General features: G+C 41.0%; 12 protein-coding genes. 6 read left to right on the top strand and 6 right to left on the bottom strand.

The genetic code is table 11. The features are described from left to right. Positions 1-2: 2 nt before the first annotated feature. Complete coding sequence (locus HDF25_RS14370) at positions 3-1,133, bottom strand: porin (protein WP_184625868.1); 1,131 nt, start codon at positions 1,131-1,133, stop codon at positions 3-5. Positions 1,134-1,488: 355 nt separating this feature from the next. Between HDF25_RS14370 and HDF25_RS14365 the strand changes: the two genes are divergently transcribed. After that, the gene (locus HDF25_RS14365; protein ID WP_184625866.1) at positions 1,489-2,721 is read left to right on the top strand and encodes a PepSY-associated TM helix domain-containing protein; all 1,233 of its coding nucleotides are present in this window, start codon (positions 1,489-1,491) and stop codon (positions 2,719-2,721) included. A 426-nt stretch (positions 2,722-3,147) separates the two neighbouring features. After that, entirely contained in the window at positions 3,148-3,339 is a 192-nt protein-coding gene (locus HDF25_RS14360) for a pinensin family lanthipeptide (protein ID WP_184625864.1), read from the top strand. A 56-nt stretch (positions 3,340-3,395) separates the two neighbouring features. Here HDF25_RS14360 and HDF25_RS14355 read toward each other — a convergent pair whose 3' ends face one another. From HDF25_RS14355 to HDF25_RS14340, 4 genes are read right to left on the bottom strand one after another with little or no spacing between them, the layout of a single operon-like run. Beyond that, positions 3,396-5,339, bottom strand: a complete 1,944-nt coding sequence (locus HDF25_RS14355) for a lanthionine synthetase LanC family protein (RefSeq protein ID WP_184625862.1) — start codon at positions 5,337-5,339, stop codon at positions 3,396-3,398. A gap of 10 nt (positions 5,340-5,349) precedes the next feature. Continuing rightward, positions 5,350-6,195 carry a thiopeptide-type bacteriocin biosynthesis protein gene (locus HDF25_RS14350; RefSeq protein WP_184625860.1) on the bottom strand — a complete coding sequence of 282 codons (846 nt, stop codon included), beginning with the start codon at positions 6,193-6,195 and terminating at the stop codon, positions 5,350-5,352. A gap of 3 nt (positions 6,196-6,198) precedes the next feature. Further along, complete coding sequence (locus HDF25_RS14345; RefSeq protein ID WP_184625858.1) at positions 6,199-8,889, bottom strand: lantibiotic dehydratase; 2,691 nt, start codon at positions 8,887-8,889, stop codon at positions 6,199-6,201. Positions 8,890-8,918: 29 nt separating this feature from the next. Then, a complete protein-coding gene (locus HDF25_RS14340) occupies positions 8,919-11,123 on the bottom strand; it encodes a peptidase domain-containing ABC transporter (protein WP_184625856.1) in 2,205 nt (734 codons plus the stop codon). A 79-nt stretch (positions 11,124-11,202) separates the two neighbouring features. On the opposite strand from HDF25_RS14340, the gene HDF25_RS14335 reads away from it, so the two are divergent. The 4 genes from HDF25_RS14335 to HDF25_RS14320 are packed head-to-tail and all read left to right on the top strand — an operon-like array spanning position 11,203 to position 16,921. Next, on the top strand, positions 11,203-12,630 hold the full coding sequence (locus HDF25_RS14335) for a DUF3526 domain-containing protein (protein WP_184625854.1): 1,428 nt from the start codon (positions 11,203-11,205) through the stop codon (positions 12,628-12,630). 3 nt (positions 12,631-12,633) lie between these two features. Then, positions 12,634-14,061: an ABC transporter permease gene (locus HDF25_RS14330; RefSeq protein WP_184625852.1), complete on the top strand. Its 1,428-nt coding sequence runs from the start codon at positions 12,634-12,636 to the stop codon at positions 14,059-14,061. Next, positions 14,058-16,217: a TonB-dependent siderophore receptor gene (locus HDF25_RS14325; protein WP_184625850.1), complete on the top strand. Its 2,160-nt coding sequence runs from the start codon at positions 14,058-14,060 to the stop codon at positions 16,215-16,217. The genes HDF25_RS14330 and HDF25_RS14325 overlap by 4 nt, the downstream gene beginning before the upstream one ends. 5 nt (positions 16,218-16,222) lie before the next feature. Then, positions 16,223-16,921, top strand: coding sequence for an ABC transporter ATP-binding protein (locus HDF25_RS14320; protein ID WP_221450911.1), 699 nt, complete (start codon positions 16,223-16,225; stop codon positions 16,919-16,921). A gap of 21 nt (positions 16,922-16,942) precedes the next feature. Here the strand turns inward: HDF25_RS14320 and HDF25_RS14315 are convergent, their stop codons facing one another. Beyond that, positions 16,943-18,178, bottom strand: coding sequence for an MFS transporter (locus tag HDF25_RS14315; RefSeq protein ID WP_184625848.1), 1,236 nt, complete (start codon positions 18,176-18,178; stop codon positions 16,943-16,945). Between the last annotated feature and the right edge of the window lie 3 nt (positions 18,179-18,181).

Here is an 18,181-nt window from a genome sequence, read left to right as displayed (position 1 = left end):
TTTTATAATCTTGATTGGACCTGGACGATAAACAATGAATTATTATACTGTGTAGTTGCAGGGATATTTCTCTTGTAGCGATCGATATTAACACCAATCTGAATTCTTGCACTATAGGCTTTCAGGAATTCGGCACTGATCATTGGCGTCCAGGTTTGTCTGGGATTAGCAGTTTCAGCGTGCCGGTAATCATTATTGAAATTTTCATACCTGCAGGATATTTCCAGTGAACTTAAACGATGGTAATTGATTGCATATCTCAGATTTGGTAAAATATAGACTCCCCTCATCTGGTATTTGTTCAAAGCACCAACACGTTTTGCAGAATCCAATCCGAAATAAAGTACATGGTTATCTCCCTGTTTGTATTCTGTTTCTATCTCCAGCGACCATTTTTTCCCCAGAGGAATAACTCCTGACAAATCTATCCCAGTGGCATATACGCCATCACCATTCACAGTCGCTAACCCGCCATTCAGACCTAATTTTATATTCATGCTTTTTTGCAGACCAAATTCGACCCTTGAGGAAAAATGTTTTCCGTTATCGCTATCCATCACCTGGTTCCTGCCGTTTCCGTTCACGATGGAGAACTCATATTTTACAGGGATCTCTCCATGTGTGGCCCCGTAAATACTTGCTCCGATCTGGAAACTTTGCCAGCCGTTATTACCAAAAGCAGTATACTGATTTGAATAATCCATAGATTTAATCACATCAACCGGGTACATATCTTCCAAACCAAAAGCAGGCCTGAACTGTCCCATTTTCAGATTGACATAATCATCTACCCTATAAGTGATATAAGCATTTTCCAGTACTTTATTTTTGGGATCACTTTTAAAATCAGCCAGGTTAAGCAGTAAAACAACATCAGTACGGTCAGATATTTTGGAGGTAAACTGCAGCCTTGCCCTTTTAATATCAAAATCATTATAAACAGCCTTACCATCAGGGTGCTGTAAACCATTTAAATCAATATTTTTATTTCCGCTGAAAAGGTACCGGGCCTGAAACAGCCCTTTCATAGTGATCTTTGCTTTGGTAGTTGAGTCTTTTTTTACAGCCTCCTGTGCGTAGGCATTGAAAAAAGTGCTAAAAGTGAAAACGAGTATAAGTAGATATCTATTCATAAAAATTTTAATTATCGGCTAAAAGATATTTCATCCATTTATACGGCCGATACAAAGGTTATTGATTATCCCGGTCCAATGCATGCTAAGTATCATCGTAAAATGTGACCTTAATCAATGTATTCTAATAACATTTCCAGATTCACTACAGTCAGACTGAATATAATAATAATATTTCTTATAAAGACTATGAATTAAACCTATGTTCTACATCACCATTTAAGGTCATCTATAAAACCTGCTAAAAGGCTTATTTTATTTAGAATGATTACACACAGGACTAGGAATCTTAAAATAATATCATTTACTTTGCGGTCTTTACTTTAAATCATTCTAAATAAAAAGACTGGATTCGATGGCGACTTTCAAAAAAATCAATGCATGGTTACACTTGTGGCTCGGGCTGGGTTCAGGCCTGATCGTCTTTATTGTAAGTATAACAGGATGTATTTATGTTTTTGAGAATGAGATCAGGAGCATCTATCAGCCCTGGCAGTTTGTAGCCCCTCAGGAAAAAGCTTTCCTGCTGCCTACACAACTCATTGAAAGTGCCCGGCCTGAAATGGGTAAATTGAAACCTACCTCGGTACGTTATGGTCAGAAGAATGAATCAGCCACAGTAACTTCAAGAAACCGTAAGAAAGGCACCAGTACTGTCGTTTACTTGAATCCCTATACGGCAAAGGTTATTTATATTGAAAAAACCAGCAAAAAAAGTAGTCCCGATTTTTTTAGGTTTATCCTGAACGGACATCGTACATTATGGCTTCCTAAAGATATTGGCGGGACAGTAGTGGGTATCGGTGTACTTACTTTTGTAGTAATACTGATTTCGGGGCTTATTATGTGGTGGCCAAAAAAATGGATTAAGTCTGTAAAAGATCAGAGTTTTAAGATTAAATGGCGTGCCAGTTTTAAAAGAGTAAACTATGATCTGCATAAAGTTGCAGGTTTTTATGTGATGCTGGTCTTATTGATTATCTCTTTAACCGGCCTTGTCTATGCCTACAAATGGTATAGTAAATCGTTGTACTGGGTAACCTCAGGAGGTAGAACACTGGCTACACAGGCTAAAATAGTCTCAGATACTACATCGACAGCAGACTTCGAACCCAAAAACATTGACAGGATCTACAGCAGACTGGCTACCACCGATCAGGCAGCCGGAATGTTCATCACTTTACCTTCCAAAGCTTCGGATGCACTGGGTTTTGTTGTTTATCTGAGAGCAGGTACACTTTATAAAGCAGATAAATATGCTTTTGATCAGTATAGTATGAAACCCATCACCGGCAGTTCTCCACTGCTTGGAAAATATGAGGATATCAGTGCGGCCGATAAACTCAGAAGGATGAACTACGACATCCATGTTGGAGCTATTCTGGGTATTCCAGGTAAGATTATTGCCTTTTTAGCCAGTCTTATTTCGGCAAGCCTGCCCATTACCGGCTTCCTGGTATGGTACGGTAAAAAGTTCAAAAAGAAGAAAGCAAAAGATCCGCTGGTTAAAGAGAAAATGATTCTCAAACAATCTCCATGGGAGGTTAAAAAAGTCAGTGCTGCAGCGATACAGGAACCTGTTGCTTAGATTTCATTCTGACTGATTTAATATTGCGGTTATTCCCCGTGTATTAACCAGTCACTTGATTTGAAAAAAGCACATCCTCTATTCAAACTTCATTCATATTTCATTCAGCTCCGTTCGAAGGATCTTCGAACCAAGTCCGAACAAAACCCGAACAAAACCCGAATAAAATAGCACTTTATCCCCCTTTCATCTGCCAGTTTTCATAGCTCGAAAATGATAATTCTCTCCGGTTTTCCGGGGCCTGAATATTTATTTAAATTTTTCTCTTCAATAGTTTGCAACATAGTTGCAAATAACTATCTTAGCATTGTTGCAACCGGGGGAAAGCCAAAACCCGTAATCATTTAGGCAAATACTAATTTACGAGATGAATACTGCCCCAGTATAACTGGTATAAATTTCATCAACATTTAAAAACTATAATCCATGAAAAATCAATCAGAAAAAATCAAGTTAAATCTTGAAGACCTTCAGTTAGAGAGTTTTGTAACTAGTATTGACAGCGAAGTTGCGATGCGTTTATCAGGTGGTCTTGGTCATCAGTCAGAGCCAACTCACACAGAAGCAACAGATGATCACCACACACCTCCAATTAAGTGTACTACAGTTATCTGCTAATTAAAAATTAAACAATAACCTTATGGGAGGCTGGTTTTCCAGTCTCCCATTTTTACTTATTCAGTTTTCAACCCAATAATCCCACTAACCAGCAGTGACCTGATCTGTAGCATAATTTTGTCCCGCAGCAATTCCTGACCGGTTTTCTCCTTTTCATTATAGTCCTGTAATACCAACTTAATCATCCCGGCAATATCAGATGGGTTCATCTCCAGATAATCCAAAACCAATGTGCTGAGCTGACCAATATAAACCTGGCTGATCCCACTCTCCTCTGCGATCAATAATACCGCCTGATGTTTCATCTCAATCTTTAAAATCTCCTTAAGCTTCAAACTCAGTCTGTAAAAAGCTATATGGTCATTCAGCCTCAATTTCATCCTCAGCAAATCTGTTTCCGGTGCTATAGATAATTCTTTTGCACTGCTCCTGATAAATTCATTTTTCTTCACATAACATAAATGCCCTTTATGCAATTTCCACCAGCCCGTTACCTGATTTTCGAAATCAAAAACTTCAAGGAGTTCCGAAGCTCCAGGCAATGACAAACTGTTAATTTTCTCCAGCAGTCTGACTTCAAATTCATTTATATTCTCAGCCTTCAGTTCTCTGAAAGAACCCACTTCTATCTGATCCAGCAGATGTATACTCTGAGGGTAATGCGCTAAAAAAATCTGATTTTGTAAAATCCGCCGGTCTGGACAAATCTGATCAGCCACCAGACCGGAATTAGACGGCAAATGAGGAAAAGCAACACATTCTATTTCCTGATCAATCAATTTTAACAGCATATAACCAATCCCCGATTTCCCGGAAAGCAGACCATAATCAAACTGATTTGCTGAAATATAAGTGTTATAACTATGTTTAAGTCTGGCTGTTTTTTCGGCCTTACTGGCAACTGAAAGAAACAATTTCGTAAAATCCGATTTTGTAACTTTCTGGAATGCTGACAGGAAAGGAAACATGCCCATATAACCACTACACAACGTAAAGTCTGTCCTATCCATCAACTTCAGCTCCTTCAGACATTTGTTCATCACCCGATGACACTGATCGAGATAGATTTTCTTTCCGGTAAGCTGATAGGCATATAAGCGGGCCAGACCAATCCCCGCTGCACCATGCGCCCACGAATTTACTTTCTTCATCTCCGGAAGGAATAGATTCAGATCCCAGCGGTGGGCATCTGGCAAACCTAAACGATAACTTCCTAAACGCAGATCGAGCCAATTTTCGGATTCCTGATGGTAGTACTGCATTTCGTATTCCAGAGCTTGTTCAGCCAGATAAATCAATCCTTCACTTTTAAAATAATGACCAACCTGCAGCAAAACATAAGCTATACCTGAAGCACCATGTGAAAAGCCAGCCAGACTGTCAAAACCTGACTTTGACTGATTATAATCCCATTTTAAGCCTGATTCCGAGATTCTCGCCTCATGGATCAGCCGCTGAATTAACTGCTGAATAATGACCAGTACATTTTTATCTCTGCCATGATGATAAAGCAAAGTAGTCACAAACAGTACGCCTGAATATCCACTCAACAAATCTGCCTTAACCAGATGTTCTATAATAGTCTGTTTGTTTTCGAGGATTAATTCATGTGCCTTTAACAGATACTGTTTTTTCTGGTTCAGCTCGTAAAGTTTAATGCAAGCATAAACCACCCCTGCTAAACCTGTGTAAAAGCCAAAAGCACGAGGTTTGAGTACCTCATCTGAACTCAGCACCTTATTCATAATTTCCTCGGCTATATCCAGGTCTTCTTTTTTACCTCCGGATTCAAATAACCCTATAAAAAACAGAGCTATCCCACTGTTTCCATTAAAAATATCAACCGTAGTCTTAAATGAATAATGAGTTTCACTTTCATAATAAGGGCTTCGCCAATACAGGCCTGTTTCATCTTTAACTGAAGAAGCCACCAGATCTGTTCTGATCTGCATTAACTGTTCCAGGAACTGGTCACGTGGTGAGATTGTAGATAAAGCCATATAATATTCTCTAAAAGAAGACATTTTGAGCAATAAAATCAAGACATTGCATAGTGCAATACATCCCATAAGCTTCTTCATAATTCGAAATACCCAGGCGATTGTTATCCATATGCATGATACTGGTCATGATCTCTGTTATTTTTGTTTCCCCGAATCCCCCTGCCAGATAACTAAGCATGATTTGCTGATCAACCTTTAGCAATTCCATAACCTGTTTATCGGCTGTGCCCGTATTGAGTTCTTCCCAGAAAGCCAGTGAGGCCGGTAAAATAAATTCTTTTGTCCGCTTAAATGAGTTTTCAAATTCATTTAGCCAAAAAGTTTTCTGTGCCGGGAAATCGTCGGTCTTCGTATAAAGCCGGGGCAGCCATCCATTGATAAAAAAAGCTCCTATCTCAGTCAGTCTGGACATTTCCAGTTGCGCTGCAAATAATAGAATCAGTTGCATGCGCAATGCCTGTATCAATACAGAAGCCCCATTTTTGCGGGTACAGATATAATTTAAAACAAAAACGGAAGACTGAAAGAAATGTCTCTCTGCCCAGTATATACTTCGTTCATCTCCATAACGCTCAATCTCGGGAGCATAAACAGCAGCTGTCAGATCATAACCTGTAAATAACTTATCCGCTCTTTCCTCCAATTGTTTGAGGATGACCTGCCATTGTTCTGCACCTGTCTTTACTCTCAACCGGATATGACTTCCACCTTCCCAGTAACGGATAAAAAAATAAGAAGGGACTAATCTTCTGTCAGACAAATACACATCTGTCAAAGGAGCAATTAACCCAAGTAATACCTCATCCAGCTCTCCGGGATAAAACAGATATACAGCAAACCACTTCTGTTCCATGAATTAATATTTATACCATTGAAGCAGATATTCTTTAACCGGCCCTCTCTGACCAGAAGCATCGCTGCCTATAACCGGCAGCACCTCTTCGAAGATGAGATAATCCCCGGCCCTGGTCAGTAAACGTTTAAACATTTCAATCAGAAGAGGTTGTTCAAAAGCAATAAACTGTGGTTTGTAATCATCAGCAAATCCATCTTTTTTATCTTTCGTTTGTATCTTCTGTTTGATAAAAAAGGATCTTTTTCTCAGAAATAAGAACACGCTTGCAGGAATCCCATGCTGGCAGCGCCATGCGTTGAGTCGGATAAAATAAGCATAAGCTGTTTCTGATGACTGCTGAACAGGTATGAAAGTAGTTTTCACACGCCAGGTCCTTCTTCTGAGCACAACTGTTTCTCTGTAGGTAATTCTTGGCAATGATTCAATTTCATGTTCCTGTTCTTCTTCGGAAGCGACATAACATCCGTCAACCAGATTGATAAATGGCTGCAGGGACAACTTCACATCCGGGTTAAAATGTGTCAGTAACTGATAAAGATTAGAGCGGTTATAAAAAGATTCCAGACATAAGTCGTAAGTAAATATTTCCTGATGCTGATCACTCAGTTTTAAGGAGCCGCTTTCCGGATCGTAACTAACCGAAAGCTCATTGACGGGGATCTGTTTTTCTTCTGTATAACTTTTGTTCCCGCCTGGTAAAGCAAGCTCAAGCCCCAGCAAAGGCGGATGTATATTGGCATTAAAACTTGAAGCATCATTCAACTCTGCTTTTAATATTTCAGGATAGAGACGGTTGTTATAATGAACAAAATCTGCGGTGATAGCTGGTGTAAATAAAGGCAAAAATCTGCCGCTGACTTTCCCCATGCCAGGAAGGACACTATTAATCACCCCGAAAAGACTACCATGATCTCCTCCCTGATAAAATTGGACAAACAGTCCCCTGGAATACTGGTTTTTCGAAACCGGCTGATCTAAAGGAGTCAGGTCTGCAAAAAAATCATTTTCGAGATTAAGCACAGCAGGACGATGTGCAATGAGCCCTGCCAGTTTCTGACTCACCTTTTTCTCCCAGTCCCCAGGTTCAACGGCTAAAGAAATTTTATTTGCAGCATTTTCTTTCTCCGGTTTTTTAATATGAAAATAATAAGACTGATAGAAATCAATAGCTTTTACCCGGGCAGTAACAGGATAGTATTCCAGGAAAAAACGGCTCATTTTTTCCTTTTCATTTTTCAATAAATCCAGGGGAATCAAATGATTGAGCAGCTGATCGGCCTTCTCTGCAAATTTATTCACTGGCGTTGCTTCCAGCACTTCCAGATCAGGCGTATAACAATCTTCATAAAACAATTGCCTGCCGGAAAAATGATAGGGTGTAAAATTAGTGGTTTCAAAAATCTCCGGAGCCCCGGACACTTTAGTTTCTTCAGCTTTAACAACTCCTGCCGGAAGCCCCGCCTCAGTCTGTAGCTTTTTGAAAACATCGGCGACTGTATTTTCAGCATAGGTTAAAATGAGCTTTCGTTTAGCAGTATCCCCCAGCAAATAAGCACTCTGGTATTGCTTTAATTGTTTGAACAGATAAATAATCTGCGAAACAGCTGGCTCATTGCTATCCTGATCGGTAAAAAATTTCAGCAGTTTAGTGTCCCAATGCGGATCGATACCAGATGTCTCCATGCCTAACTCCAGTAAACCAGCAGCGGCCAATTTTAAAAGATATCTTTTGATAGTGCTAAAGTCTGCCTCCTCTACTGCATCTGAAAGATTATCAGCTAATGTTTTGACAGAGACTGAATGGCACGAATTTTTCAAGTAATGAAAGATCAGGAGTTGTAATCCGCTGGCCGGTAATTGCTGGAAAGCCTCAATATTATTGAAGTTAACCAGGAATTGCATCTTATCGCCTTGAATTACCACTGTTTTATTCAGTTTGATAATTAATAACTCATTCATCACCGGGTGATGAATTAAAATAGACTTTAGATACTCGAATAAGGCATTGTTGAGTCTCAGACTATTTTTAACCACCTTTTCTGAAAGAGCAGAAAAGGCGGCAGAATTAGCTGTCAGCTGCATAATACCTGTATAAGTAAAAGTACTGAACGGAGAAGTTTTAAAACACATCCTGGTCAGATACCGGAGCAGGCTGAACTCTATCCTTAATTCTTTCTGACGAAAAGAAGCAGGTTCTTTTTTCAGATATTCGGGCAATTGCTCCAGTAAAACAGGACTTGATAACAGCAGGCCATTTTGTAATGCCTGGTCTGTAGCCAATACCAATATTTTTCTTCGCTGCTCCAGAAGCATAAAGTTGAAATTAGTGGTATTAGCTGTTTGAAAAGTATCTATTTGCTGTATGAGTTTAATATAATCCTGGAAATCTATAGCCAGACTTGCAGAAAATAAATGCTGTATAGCCGTTATTTTCTGCTGGGATATAGTTTTATCATTGAAAACCTGTCTTTTCAGATTAATCAGCTGCTGTCTTAACTCATCATCAGTCTGTGCGCTGATCAGGTCAAATAAAGCATCACAAATCAATGTTTTAAGTTTACTTTTAGCCCGGTCCATCCGCTGATGTTTTTGCAGTATCCCATTCGACTCTTCCAGTTTAAAGGAATCGAAGACCTGGTGGTTCATTCCTGCGTATCTGACTAAAGAATGTGGAAATATTTCTATGCTCATGCGGTGTGTTTTATTTAATAATCAATAACTTATTTACTTAGTTCAAGTTGATTTCTGACCAGATTGTAATAGCTCCCCTCACGCCGGATCAGCTCCTGATGTGTTCCTTTTTCAACCAGAATCCCTTCGTGTAATACGATAATCTGATCGGCATTTTTCACCGTGCTAAGTCTGTGTGCGACGATCAACACTGTTTTTCCGGCAAAAAAATTATTCAGGTTATTGACAATGGACAACTCATTATGTGCATCCAGAGAGTTGGTTGCTTCATCCAGAAAGATATAAGATGGGTTCCGGTAGATTAACCGTGCAATCAGCAAACGCTGTTTCTGTCCCTCACTTAAACCATAACCATCTTTTCCAACCACTGTATCATAACCAAATGGCATAGACATAAAAAAATCATGCATATTGGCCAGCCGGGCCACTTCATGCAGCCGAACAACGTCTTTAATTTCAGATCCGGCGAAGATATTATTCGCTATCGTATCCATAAATACATAGCCATCCTGCATCACTACTCCGCAGGCTGCCCTCCACTGTCTGGCATGTACCTGATCTACCTTTCGGTCTCCTACGGTAATTGTACCGCTGCTGCTCTGGTAAAACTTCAGTAACAGTTTAATCAGTGTTGTTTTACCACTTCCACTCATCCCTACTATAGCTGTCACTTTTCCTGCCGGGATATGGAGGTTTATATCTTTCAGGACAAACGGAGAATGCCTGTTTCCATATTGAAAGCTTACCCGTTTCAGGTTAATATCTTCAGGCTCCAGCGCATGTTGATCATAGGCTACATCAGCATCTTCTTCTGCTTCCTGATGCACTTCGGCCATCCGCTGTAAACTAAACCTGGTGTTCTGCGAAACACGTGCAAACTCTATCAGCTGAGTAATCGGTGTATTCAGCTGACCGCAGATATAAGTGATGGCAAGCATACCGCCCAGGGTAACCTGATCATGAATAACCAGCATGGCAGCAGCGTAAGTAATCAACACGTTTTTGATTTCATTGATAAAGAAACCTATACCTTGCATCAGCTGATCCAACTGCAGCGCCTCCAGTTTCAGGTCATAAGACTGATCCTGCAGGTTCTCCCAGATCTGCTGTTTTTCCTTTTCGCTTCCAGTCAGTTTAATTTCCTGCATAGCATAAAAAATCTCCAGCAATAACTGTTGATTGGCAGAGAGGACTTTAAATTTTTTCTGGTCAATTACCTTCCTCTTTTGTTTAAAAGAATTTGACCAGAAGACGCTGATTAAAGCACCCGCCAGAAAGATTAAGAAAATCTGCCAGTTATAATAACACAAGACCCCGCCCAATACGACCAGGGTGATAGCGGAAAGAATAAAGCTGATAACCGAATTTGTCAGGAACTCTTCCACACGCTGGTTATCGTTGACACGCTGCATATTATCACCTGCCTGCCGGTTATCAAAAAAGGAAAAAGGTAATAACATGAGTTTCGCCAGGAAATCCTTTAACAGGACAATACTGGTTCTGGCCCCGAGCCTGAACAGCAGACGTGCCCGCAGGAAATCCATCAGCATCCTTCCTGAAAATAACATGAGCTGTCCAATACAGATCAGCAATAACAGATTGGTATTTTTACCATGGATCCCTTTATCTACAATCAATTGTGTCAGCAGAGGAATGACTAAAGAAAAACCACTGGCCAGCAAAAGGCTCAGTCCTACCGGGATCAAACCTTTACGGTGTAGTTTAAGATAAGGAACCAATGACCATAGGGAGGCTGAAGGATCGGCTATACTCTCCTGATCCAGGAAAGCTCCGGTAGTCTCCAACAGCAAAACACGCCCTTTAGCAACCCCAGCTGCCACTTCCCAGGATCTGATAAAATCTGCTGTTTTAATCTTCACCTTTCCGCTCAATGCAGGATCAGCCAGGTAAGCATATTGCTCATCAATGTGATAAAGCACCACATAATGCTCTTTTTCCCAATGAAGTATGCAAGGTAACGGAGCCTTGCTCAGTAAATGTGTATAAGATAATTCGGCAGCCAGTGTTTTAAAACCCAGTGAACCAGCTGCTTCAATCATATCGGCTAGTGTAGTACCTGATTTACCCAGATTACATAATTTCCTCAAATGTGCCAGCGGGAAGGTTTTCCCATAATGTTCAGCAATTATTTTCAGGCAGACCGGACCGCAATCCATCGCATCGGGCTGTTTATAAAATGGAAATTTCTTATTGAAGGAGAAAATATGAAACATGGACAGACGACTCTTAAATACAACACTGTTGCAAATATTATAAATATAATGCAACTTTGATGCAATTAAAAATTATTAAATGTCAATCCCTTTATATACTCCTTTACGCACTTTGATCTGGAAAGAATTCAGGTTGGCTTACCGTGATAAAATAATGAGCACCCTGGCTATCATTATTTATACTCTGTTTATAGCCTGTGGACTTTTAACTGTTTTCCAATATCAGCGGGACCAACAGAACCAGGAGCATGCACAGCACAAATTCCGCCAGCAATGGATAAAACAGCACAATGGTCCGCATGAGGCAGCTCATTTTGGCACTTACCTTTTTAAACCGCTAAATCTGCTGGTTGCTTTTGATCCCGGATTAAATGACTACTCTGGTACAACCTATCGTGTAGAAGCTCATGTACAGCACGAAGTGGATTATAGCAATGCTGAACGAAATGATGCCTTGATGCGCTTTGGTCAGTTTACACTTGCCCTGATCATGCAATTACTCATCCCTTTATTACTCCTATTCCTGAGTTCTTCTGCATTGACCTTTGAGAAAGAATCGGGCACCTATAAAATGTTACTGGCTCAGGGTATAAAACCCAGCCGTTTAGCCTGGGGAAAAGTGTGGTCAAATTACCTTTTAGTTCTCCTGCTTGTGGTCCCGGTTTTTATCATCCTGTTTTTCGTACTGCTTTTTTCGCCTCCGGGTACTGAATTATGGGGACGGTTCCTGCTCATTTTTGTGAGTTATCTATTGTTTTATTTACTGGTCATTATCACTGGGGTGATCGTATCCGCATTAAGCAGTACTTCTAGAACTGCTGTACTGATTGTTCTTGGTATCTGGCTGCTTGGCAGTATCCTGTTACCAAAAATAGCCACCAGCGTCGTCGATCAGCGTTATCCCCTACTCTCCCGCAGCTCTTTTAACGAGGCTGTTAAGCAAGGTTTTTTAAAAGGTATTCATGGTAATGATCCTTATCAGGACCGTGGCGAAAGGTATATGAAAGGATTACTGCTCAAGTACCAAACTGACAAGCCTGAACAGTTACCCGTCAATGCCGATGGATTGATTCTTCAATATAATGAGGATTACCAGGATAAGGTATTTGATCACCACTACGCCCGGTTAAAAAAGACCTTTGACCAGCAACAATCTTTGCTAGGGATGGCTGGTTTTGCTAATCCTTATATGAGTCTGAAACGGCTTTCTATGGCCATGTCGGGAACAGATTTCTATCATCATCAGACATTTTTCCTGCAAGCTAAAAGCTACCGCAATGACCTGATCCGCCATTTAAATCTTGAACTGGCCAGTCATCCGGTCAGTTCAGGTGAAGCTTACACGCCAGGGCCTGAATTTTTCAGTCAGCTTAAAGACTTTCAATACCAGCTGCCGCCGCTATCTCATGTTCTGGGTTTACAGCTTATTGCAATACTCTCCATATGCAGCTGGCTGTTACTATTATCCATCGTTTTACAATCTGTCACGAAATCCTCCCTTTTATAAATTATGGAGTTATTAAAATTAATCTTCCGTTTTGAATGGCGACAATTTATCCGCCAGCCCGCCCAACTACTGATTCTGCTGTTTTTTTTAGTGATGGGACTTTATAGTCTCTATAACGGGCACCGATTTGTAGAGAGACAACTCACAGGGCTGGATACACTTGCGCAAAATCAGCAGGCTCATTTACAAGATCTGCTTAGCAGGTTTCAGGCTGATACCAGCACTGCTAAAGGGAAAATACTAGCCAGTCAGGCAGGGCTGCCGCAAGTTATAGAATACCGGGCATCACCAGCGGCCAGTAACCCTCCCGGGCCTCTTGCTGTAATGGCAATCGGACAAAGGGATATACTCCCTTATTTTGATATTATCAATAGCAAAAGGGATATACTCACACCTCCAAATGCAGAAATTGCCAATCCGGAGAAACTGGCTTCCGGTAATTTTGATCTCTCTTTTGTACTGATCTATTTATTTCCATTGCTGATAGTAGCACTCAGTTATGATTGCTTTTCTAAAGAGATGGAGCAACAGACCGATCGCCTGCTGGCTGTACAGAACGGAACGATAAATTCTATTTTATTGCATAAACTTCTTTTTCGCCTGGTACTGGTCTTCGCAATAAGCTGGTTGCTTAGTCTGATTGGTTTCTTTATCCGACCGTCAGGTATTTCCCTGGGATTAACCGACGTACTATTATGGTTTTTTGTCATTAACTCTTACCTGCTGTTCTGGTTTTCCATCTGCTGGCTGGTTATCCGGTTCAGGAAGTCTTCACAAATCAATGCACTGATCCTGATCGGTGTCTGGCTGCTGCTAACCCTGTTGTCCCCTGCCTTTATTAACAAGATGGCGACATTGAAATATCCTATGCCGATGAGAACCGAGTTAGTCTCTCTTCAGCGTGAAACCATGAACCATACCTGGGAAATACCAATAGCCCAATTAGTAACTCATTTTTACCAGCATAATCCTCAATATCTGAATCTCCGGAAAACGAGTGATACCGCACAGTACGGAAATATCAGGTTTGTAGCCTATTATGATCTTTTAGGCAGAAGGATGAATAAAAACATTGCAGCTTATAACCGGGCTGCTCAACAACACAATACCTGGCTCAACCGGATGGCCAGATTCAATCCCGTAGCACAAATGCAGTTACTGCTCAATACGACAGCACAAACCGGCCTGAGTGATTATCTCTACTACCAGCAACAGGTTAATGCATTTCAGAACAAATGGGTGAAGCTCATGAATAATTATCTGCTGCATAATAAAAAGCTAAACCGGCAGGAAGTCAGTAATCTACCTGTATTCCAGTTCACACAGGATCCTGCAAGACCAGCCCGGATATTGGAAAACACTTCATTTATCTGGCTGGCCACTCTGCTTATCCTGATACTCTCTTACATACGCACAAATAGAAACACATGAAACAACACTTTTACTTACTATGCCTGGTCTGCCTTGCCAGTCCGCTGTTCACCTCTGCCCAGGAAGCCCCTGTCAAAAAATTAAACCAGGTCAACGTCATTCATAAAAAGATCGTTAAGATTAAAGCCGATACGCTGTCTAATACCTTAAAATTGCAGCAGCCCCTACTCCTGTTACCCCAAAACATCATCAGCGTTTCGGCCGGCTTGTTACAGCAGCAAGGTGTCCTGGAATTAAAAGATGCCGCAAGAAATGCCAGTGGTATCTATTTCGGTTATAACAGTACGCCATTTGATAATTCAGCAGCTGTGCAGATCCGTGGATTCAACGCTTATACTACCCTGAACGGCATGTCCCGCCGGTTTAATTATGGCGCATCTATAGATGATGAAGCGCTGATTGAAAATATAGAATTTGTAAAGGGCCCCGCTGGTTTTCTCAACGCTTTCGGAGAACCTGGCGGATCAGTAAATATTGTCACCAAAACTCCCGGGCAGAAATTATTGAATGTGGTACAGACCGCAGGAAGTTTTAATCTGTATCGTATTGCAGCAGATATAGGTTCGGCTGTCAGGAAAAAAGGATTTTCCTATCGTTTTAACATCGCCTATCAGCACAGGGATTCTTATCTCAATGATTTACGTACAAATAAGTATGTAGCCGCACCGGTATTACAATATAATTTTAGTCCCAATACTTTTGTCCTGGCAGAATACAACCTGGTCAGAGGAGAAACTGAGAATGGTTCGGCCATAGTTAAAGTACGTAGCGAAGCAGACATGCTGAAAGGACCAATCAGTACAAATTACAGCTCAGCCTATGGTTTACCTACAAGTTTTACACAGAATGAAACAGGCCGGATTTACGCTGTACATAAATTCAATAAAAACTGGCAGCTGACTTCACAATCGTCCTACCTGTCTTCTCCATATTCGAACTGGAATATGACCTCTAAAGGCAGCCTTGTTAATTTTGATGCCAGCGGAAATACCAGACGCCGGGCCAGTTTAGCCAGAGGTGCAGGCCAAACCTTCTCTTCGCAGTTATTTGCCAACGGTAATTTCAAAACCGGCTTCGTGAAACATCAGTTACTTTTGGGTGCAGATTACACCAATAGCAGGGATTCTCTATCGTTGAACAATGGAAAAATTGAATTCCCTTACAATCAGTTCAACCCGGTTAATGCGGTAAATCCAGAACAGGTCCGTCAGACCACACGCCTGACCAGGATCAACAATAATACTTTTCTGAAATCGGCTTTTGTTTATGACAACGTCCAGTTACTGAATAAACTATCACTAACCCTGGGTGCAAGATATTCCTGGTATACAAACGAAAAGGCGACCACCAATGCCAAAGGGATAACCAAAACAAGTAACTATAGCCAGAAAGCACTTTCACCACGTGCCGCACTGACTTACCTGGTGGATACAGCCACTTCTGTTTTCTTTTTATATGACCAGTCTTTTGTTCCTCAGAGTGGCCAAAAAGCAATTGTAGCTAATACCGGAGAGGTAACTGGAGCAGCTCCGGTAGATCCGCAAAGAGGAAATGACCTGGAACTGGGTATCAAAAGAAAATGGTTTAACTCCCGTTTACTGACGACTGTGAATGGCTTCCATACAGTTAAAACCAATGTACTGGTTGCTGATATGGTCAATGAAGGTTACCTCAAACAAATTGGTCAGGTAACCAGTAATGGAATTGAGGCAGATATATTAGGAAATATTACGGATAACCTATCTATATCTGCAAACTACACCTATGTCAAAGCGACAATCACTAAAGACATTGATCCGGATCAGCTGGGCAAGGAAATGCCACAGACTCCGCAACAGCTTTTCAATACCTGGATACAATATGGATTTTTGTTAAGAAATAAAGCCAGGTTAAACCTGAGTGTTGGTCAGATGACTCTGATTAAACGAAGTACTTCCGAAAAAGGAGAGTACATCCCCGACTTCACAAAGTTTGATGCCGGAATAAGTTATGTTCAAAACAAATATTTCCTCAGGCTGATCGCGGATAACTTAACAGGTAAACGTTATATGTCCTCAGGAGATATTATTACAGGTTATCCTTATGAAGGCCGCAATTTCTATTATATCGATGGCGACCCTTTTAATGTAAAAGTTTCTATAGGAATTAAGTTTTAATCCATATGATGTTACAAGCAATAGAACTGACTAAAAAATATGGCGATCAGGTAGCTCTTGATCACCTGAACCTTAGTATTGAACCAGGCGAAGTATTTTGCCTTCTGGGACAGAACGGTGCAGGTAAAACGACAACTATTAATCTGTTCCTGGGTTTTACCGGTGCTACTTCGGGAAAGGCATTAGTCAATGGTGTACTGGTTTCGCCTGATCATACGACCACGAAGAAATTCCTGGCTTATATTCCCGAAATCGTCATGTTATATGCTAATCTGACCAGTCTTGAAAATCTTGATTTTTTTAGCCGGATCGCGGGATTTAAGTATAAAAAAGAAGAGCTGGAAAATTTTCTGCTTCAGGCAGGGCTACAGACAGCGGCATTTCACAAGCGGGTGGGAAATTACAGTAAAGGTATGCGCCAGAAAGTAGGCATAGCCATCGCCGTAGCAAAAAATGCAGAGGTAATTTTAATGGATGAGCCAACCAGCGGGCTCGATCCGAGCGCCACTCATGAGTTCAGTGAACTGGTCAGACAGCTTTCTGCAGCTGGCAGAACTGTTTTCATGGCTACGCATGATATCTTTAATGCTGTAAATGTGGGTACAAGAATTGGGATCATGCGCCAGGGCAGCTTAATACATACACTGGATGCCAAAGATATTTCTGCCCATGATCTGCAAAAATTATATCTCGAAACTATTTAACTGATCAGGCAGTACAGGAATTTAGACTTCCTGTACTGCCTTTAGTTTTTTAGCTTCATTCAGCCGGAGAAAACGATATAGTGAAAAACCAATAATTAAAGTGATAATCCCCTGTGCCAGTACAGTATCTGGTGTACCGATCCATTGGGATAAGGTACCTATCAATAGACCACCCAGAGGCTGCATCCCAAAAAATGCCATTGCATAAAAACTGATAACCCTCCCCCGCATATCCGGATCTACTGTTGTCTGAATTAAGGTATTACTGATGGTGATCTGTGACATCATACCAAATCCTGATACCGTTGCAAAAACAAGCGCAATAGGATAATAGGTACTGTGAGAAAAAGCGACCAGCCCGATACCGAATATAATTGTATTGATGGCCAGAATTTTCCGCAGGTTTCTTCCCGGTTTTAAAGAGGCCAGAAAAATTGCTCCGCAAAAGGCACCCAGACCAATTACACTGTCTATGACCCCAAAAGTAGAAGCTGTGCCTTTAAAAATATCTTTCGCATAAACCGGGATCAAAGTACTGAACGGTAAAACCAGCAAACTAATCAAAGCCAGCATAATCAGTACAAATGCAATAGAAGGGGTCCGCCTGATATATTGAAACCCTTCTTTAAGTTCTCCGAAAACATTTTTGGTCCTGGGTTTTTCAAGATATACCGGCAATTTCATCATCAGCAGTGAACCAATAACCGCAATAAAGCTGACTGCATTTAAACCGAAACAGATATCCTCGCCGAATTTCTCTAAAGCAATTCCGGCGATCCCTGGCCCAATGAGTCTGGAAAGGTTAACCATCGAAGAATTCAGGGCCAGTGCATTAGGTAAATCGGCTTTGTCATCAACCATCTCATAAACCAGAGATTGTCTGGCCGGAACATCGAAAGCATTAATTAAACCGAGCAACGCGCTCAGTGCAATGATTTCCCAGACAGAATAATGTTTAAAAAATATCAGGGCAGTCATCAGTATCGCCTGCCCCATAGAAGCGAACTGTGTGATGAGCAATAATTTATAACGGTTGTACCTGTCAGACGCTACTCCTCCGAGAAACGAAAAGATAAAAGAAGGGAACATACTTGCAAAAAGTGTGAGCCCCAGCATGAATTTGGAATGCGTCTCTGAATAAACTACCCAGCTTACCGCAGTCTTTTGCATCCAGGTTCCGATCAGTGAAATCGACTGACCACTGAAATACAACCGGTAGTTACGACTTTTAAAGGCATTAAAAGTACTGATATTCATCTT

It is taken from the genome of Pedobacter cryoconitis (assembly GCF_014207135.1).
Taxonomy (GTDB): domain Bacteria; phylum Bacteroidota; class Bacteroidia; order Sphingobacteriales; family Sphingobacteriaceae; genus Pedobacter; species Pedobacter cryoconitis_D.
Note: the sequence above shows the minus strand (reverse complement) of the source record. Positions and strands in the feature narration are given on the sequence as shown.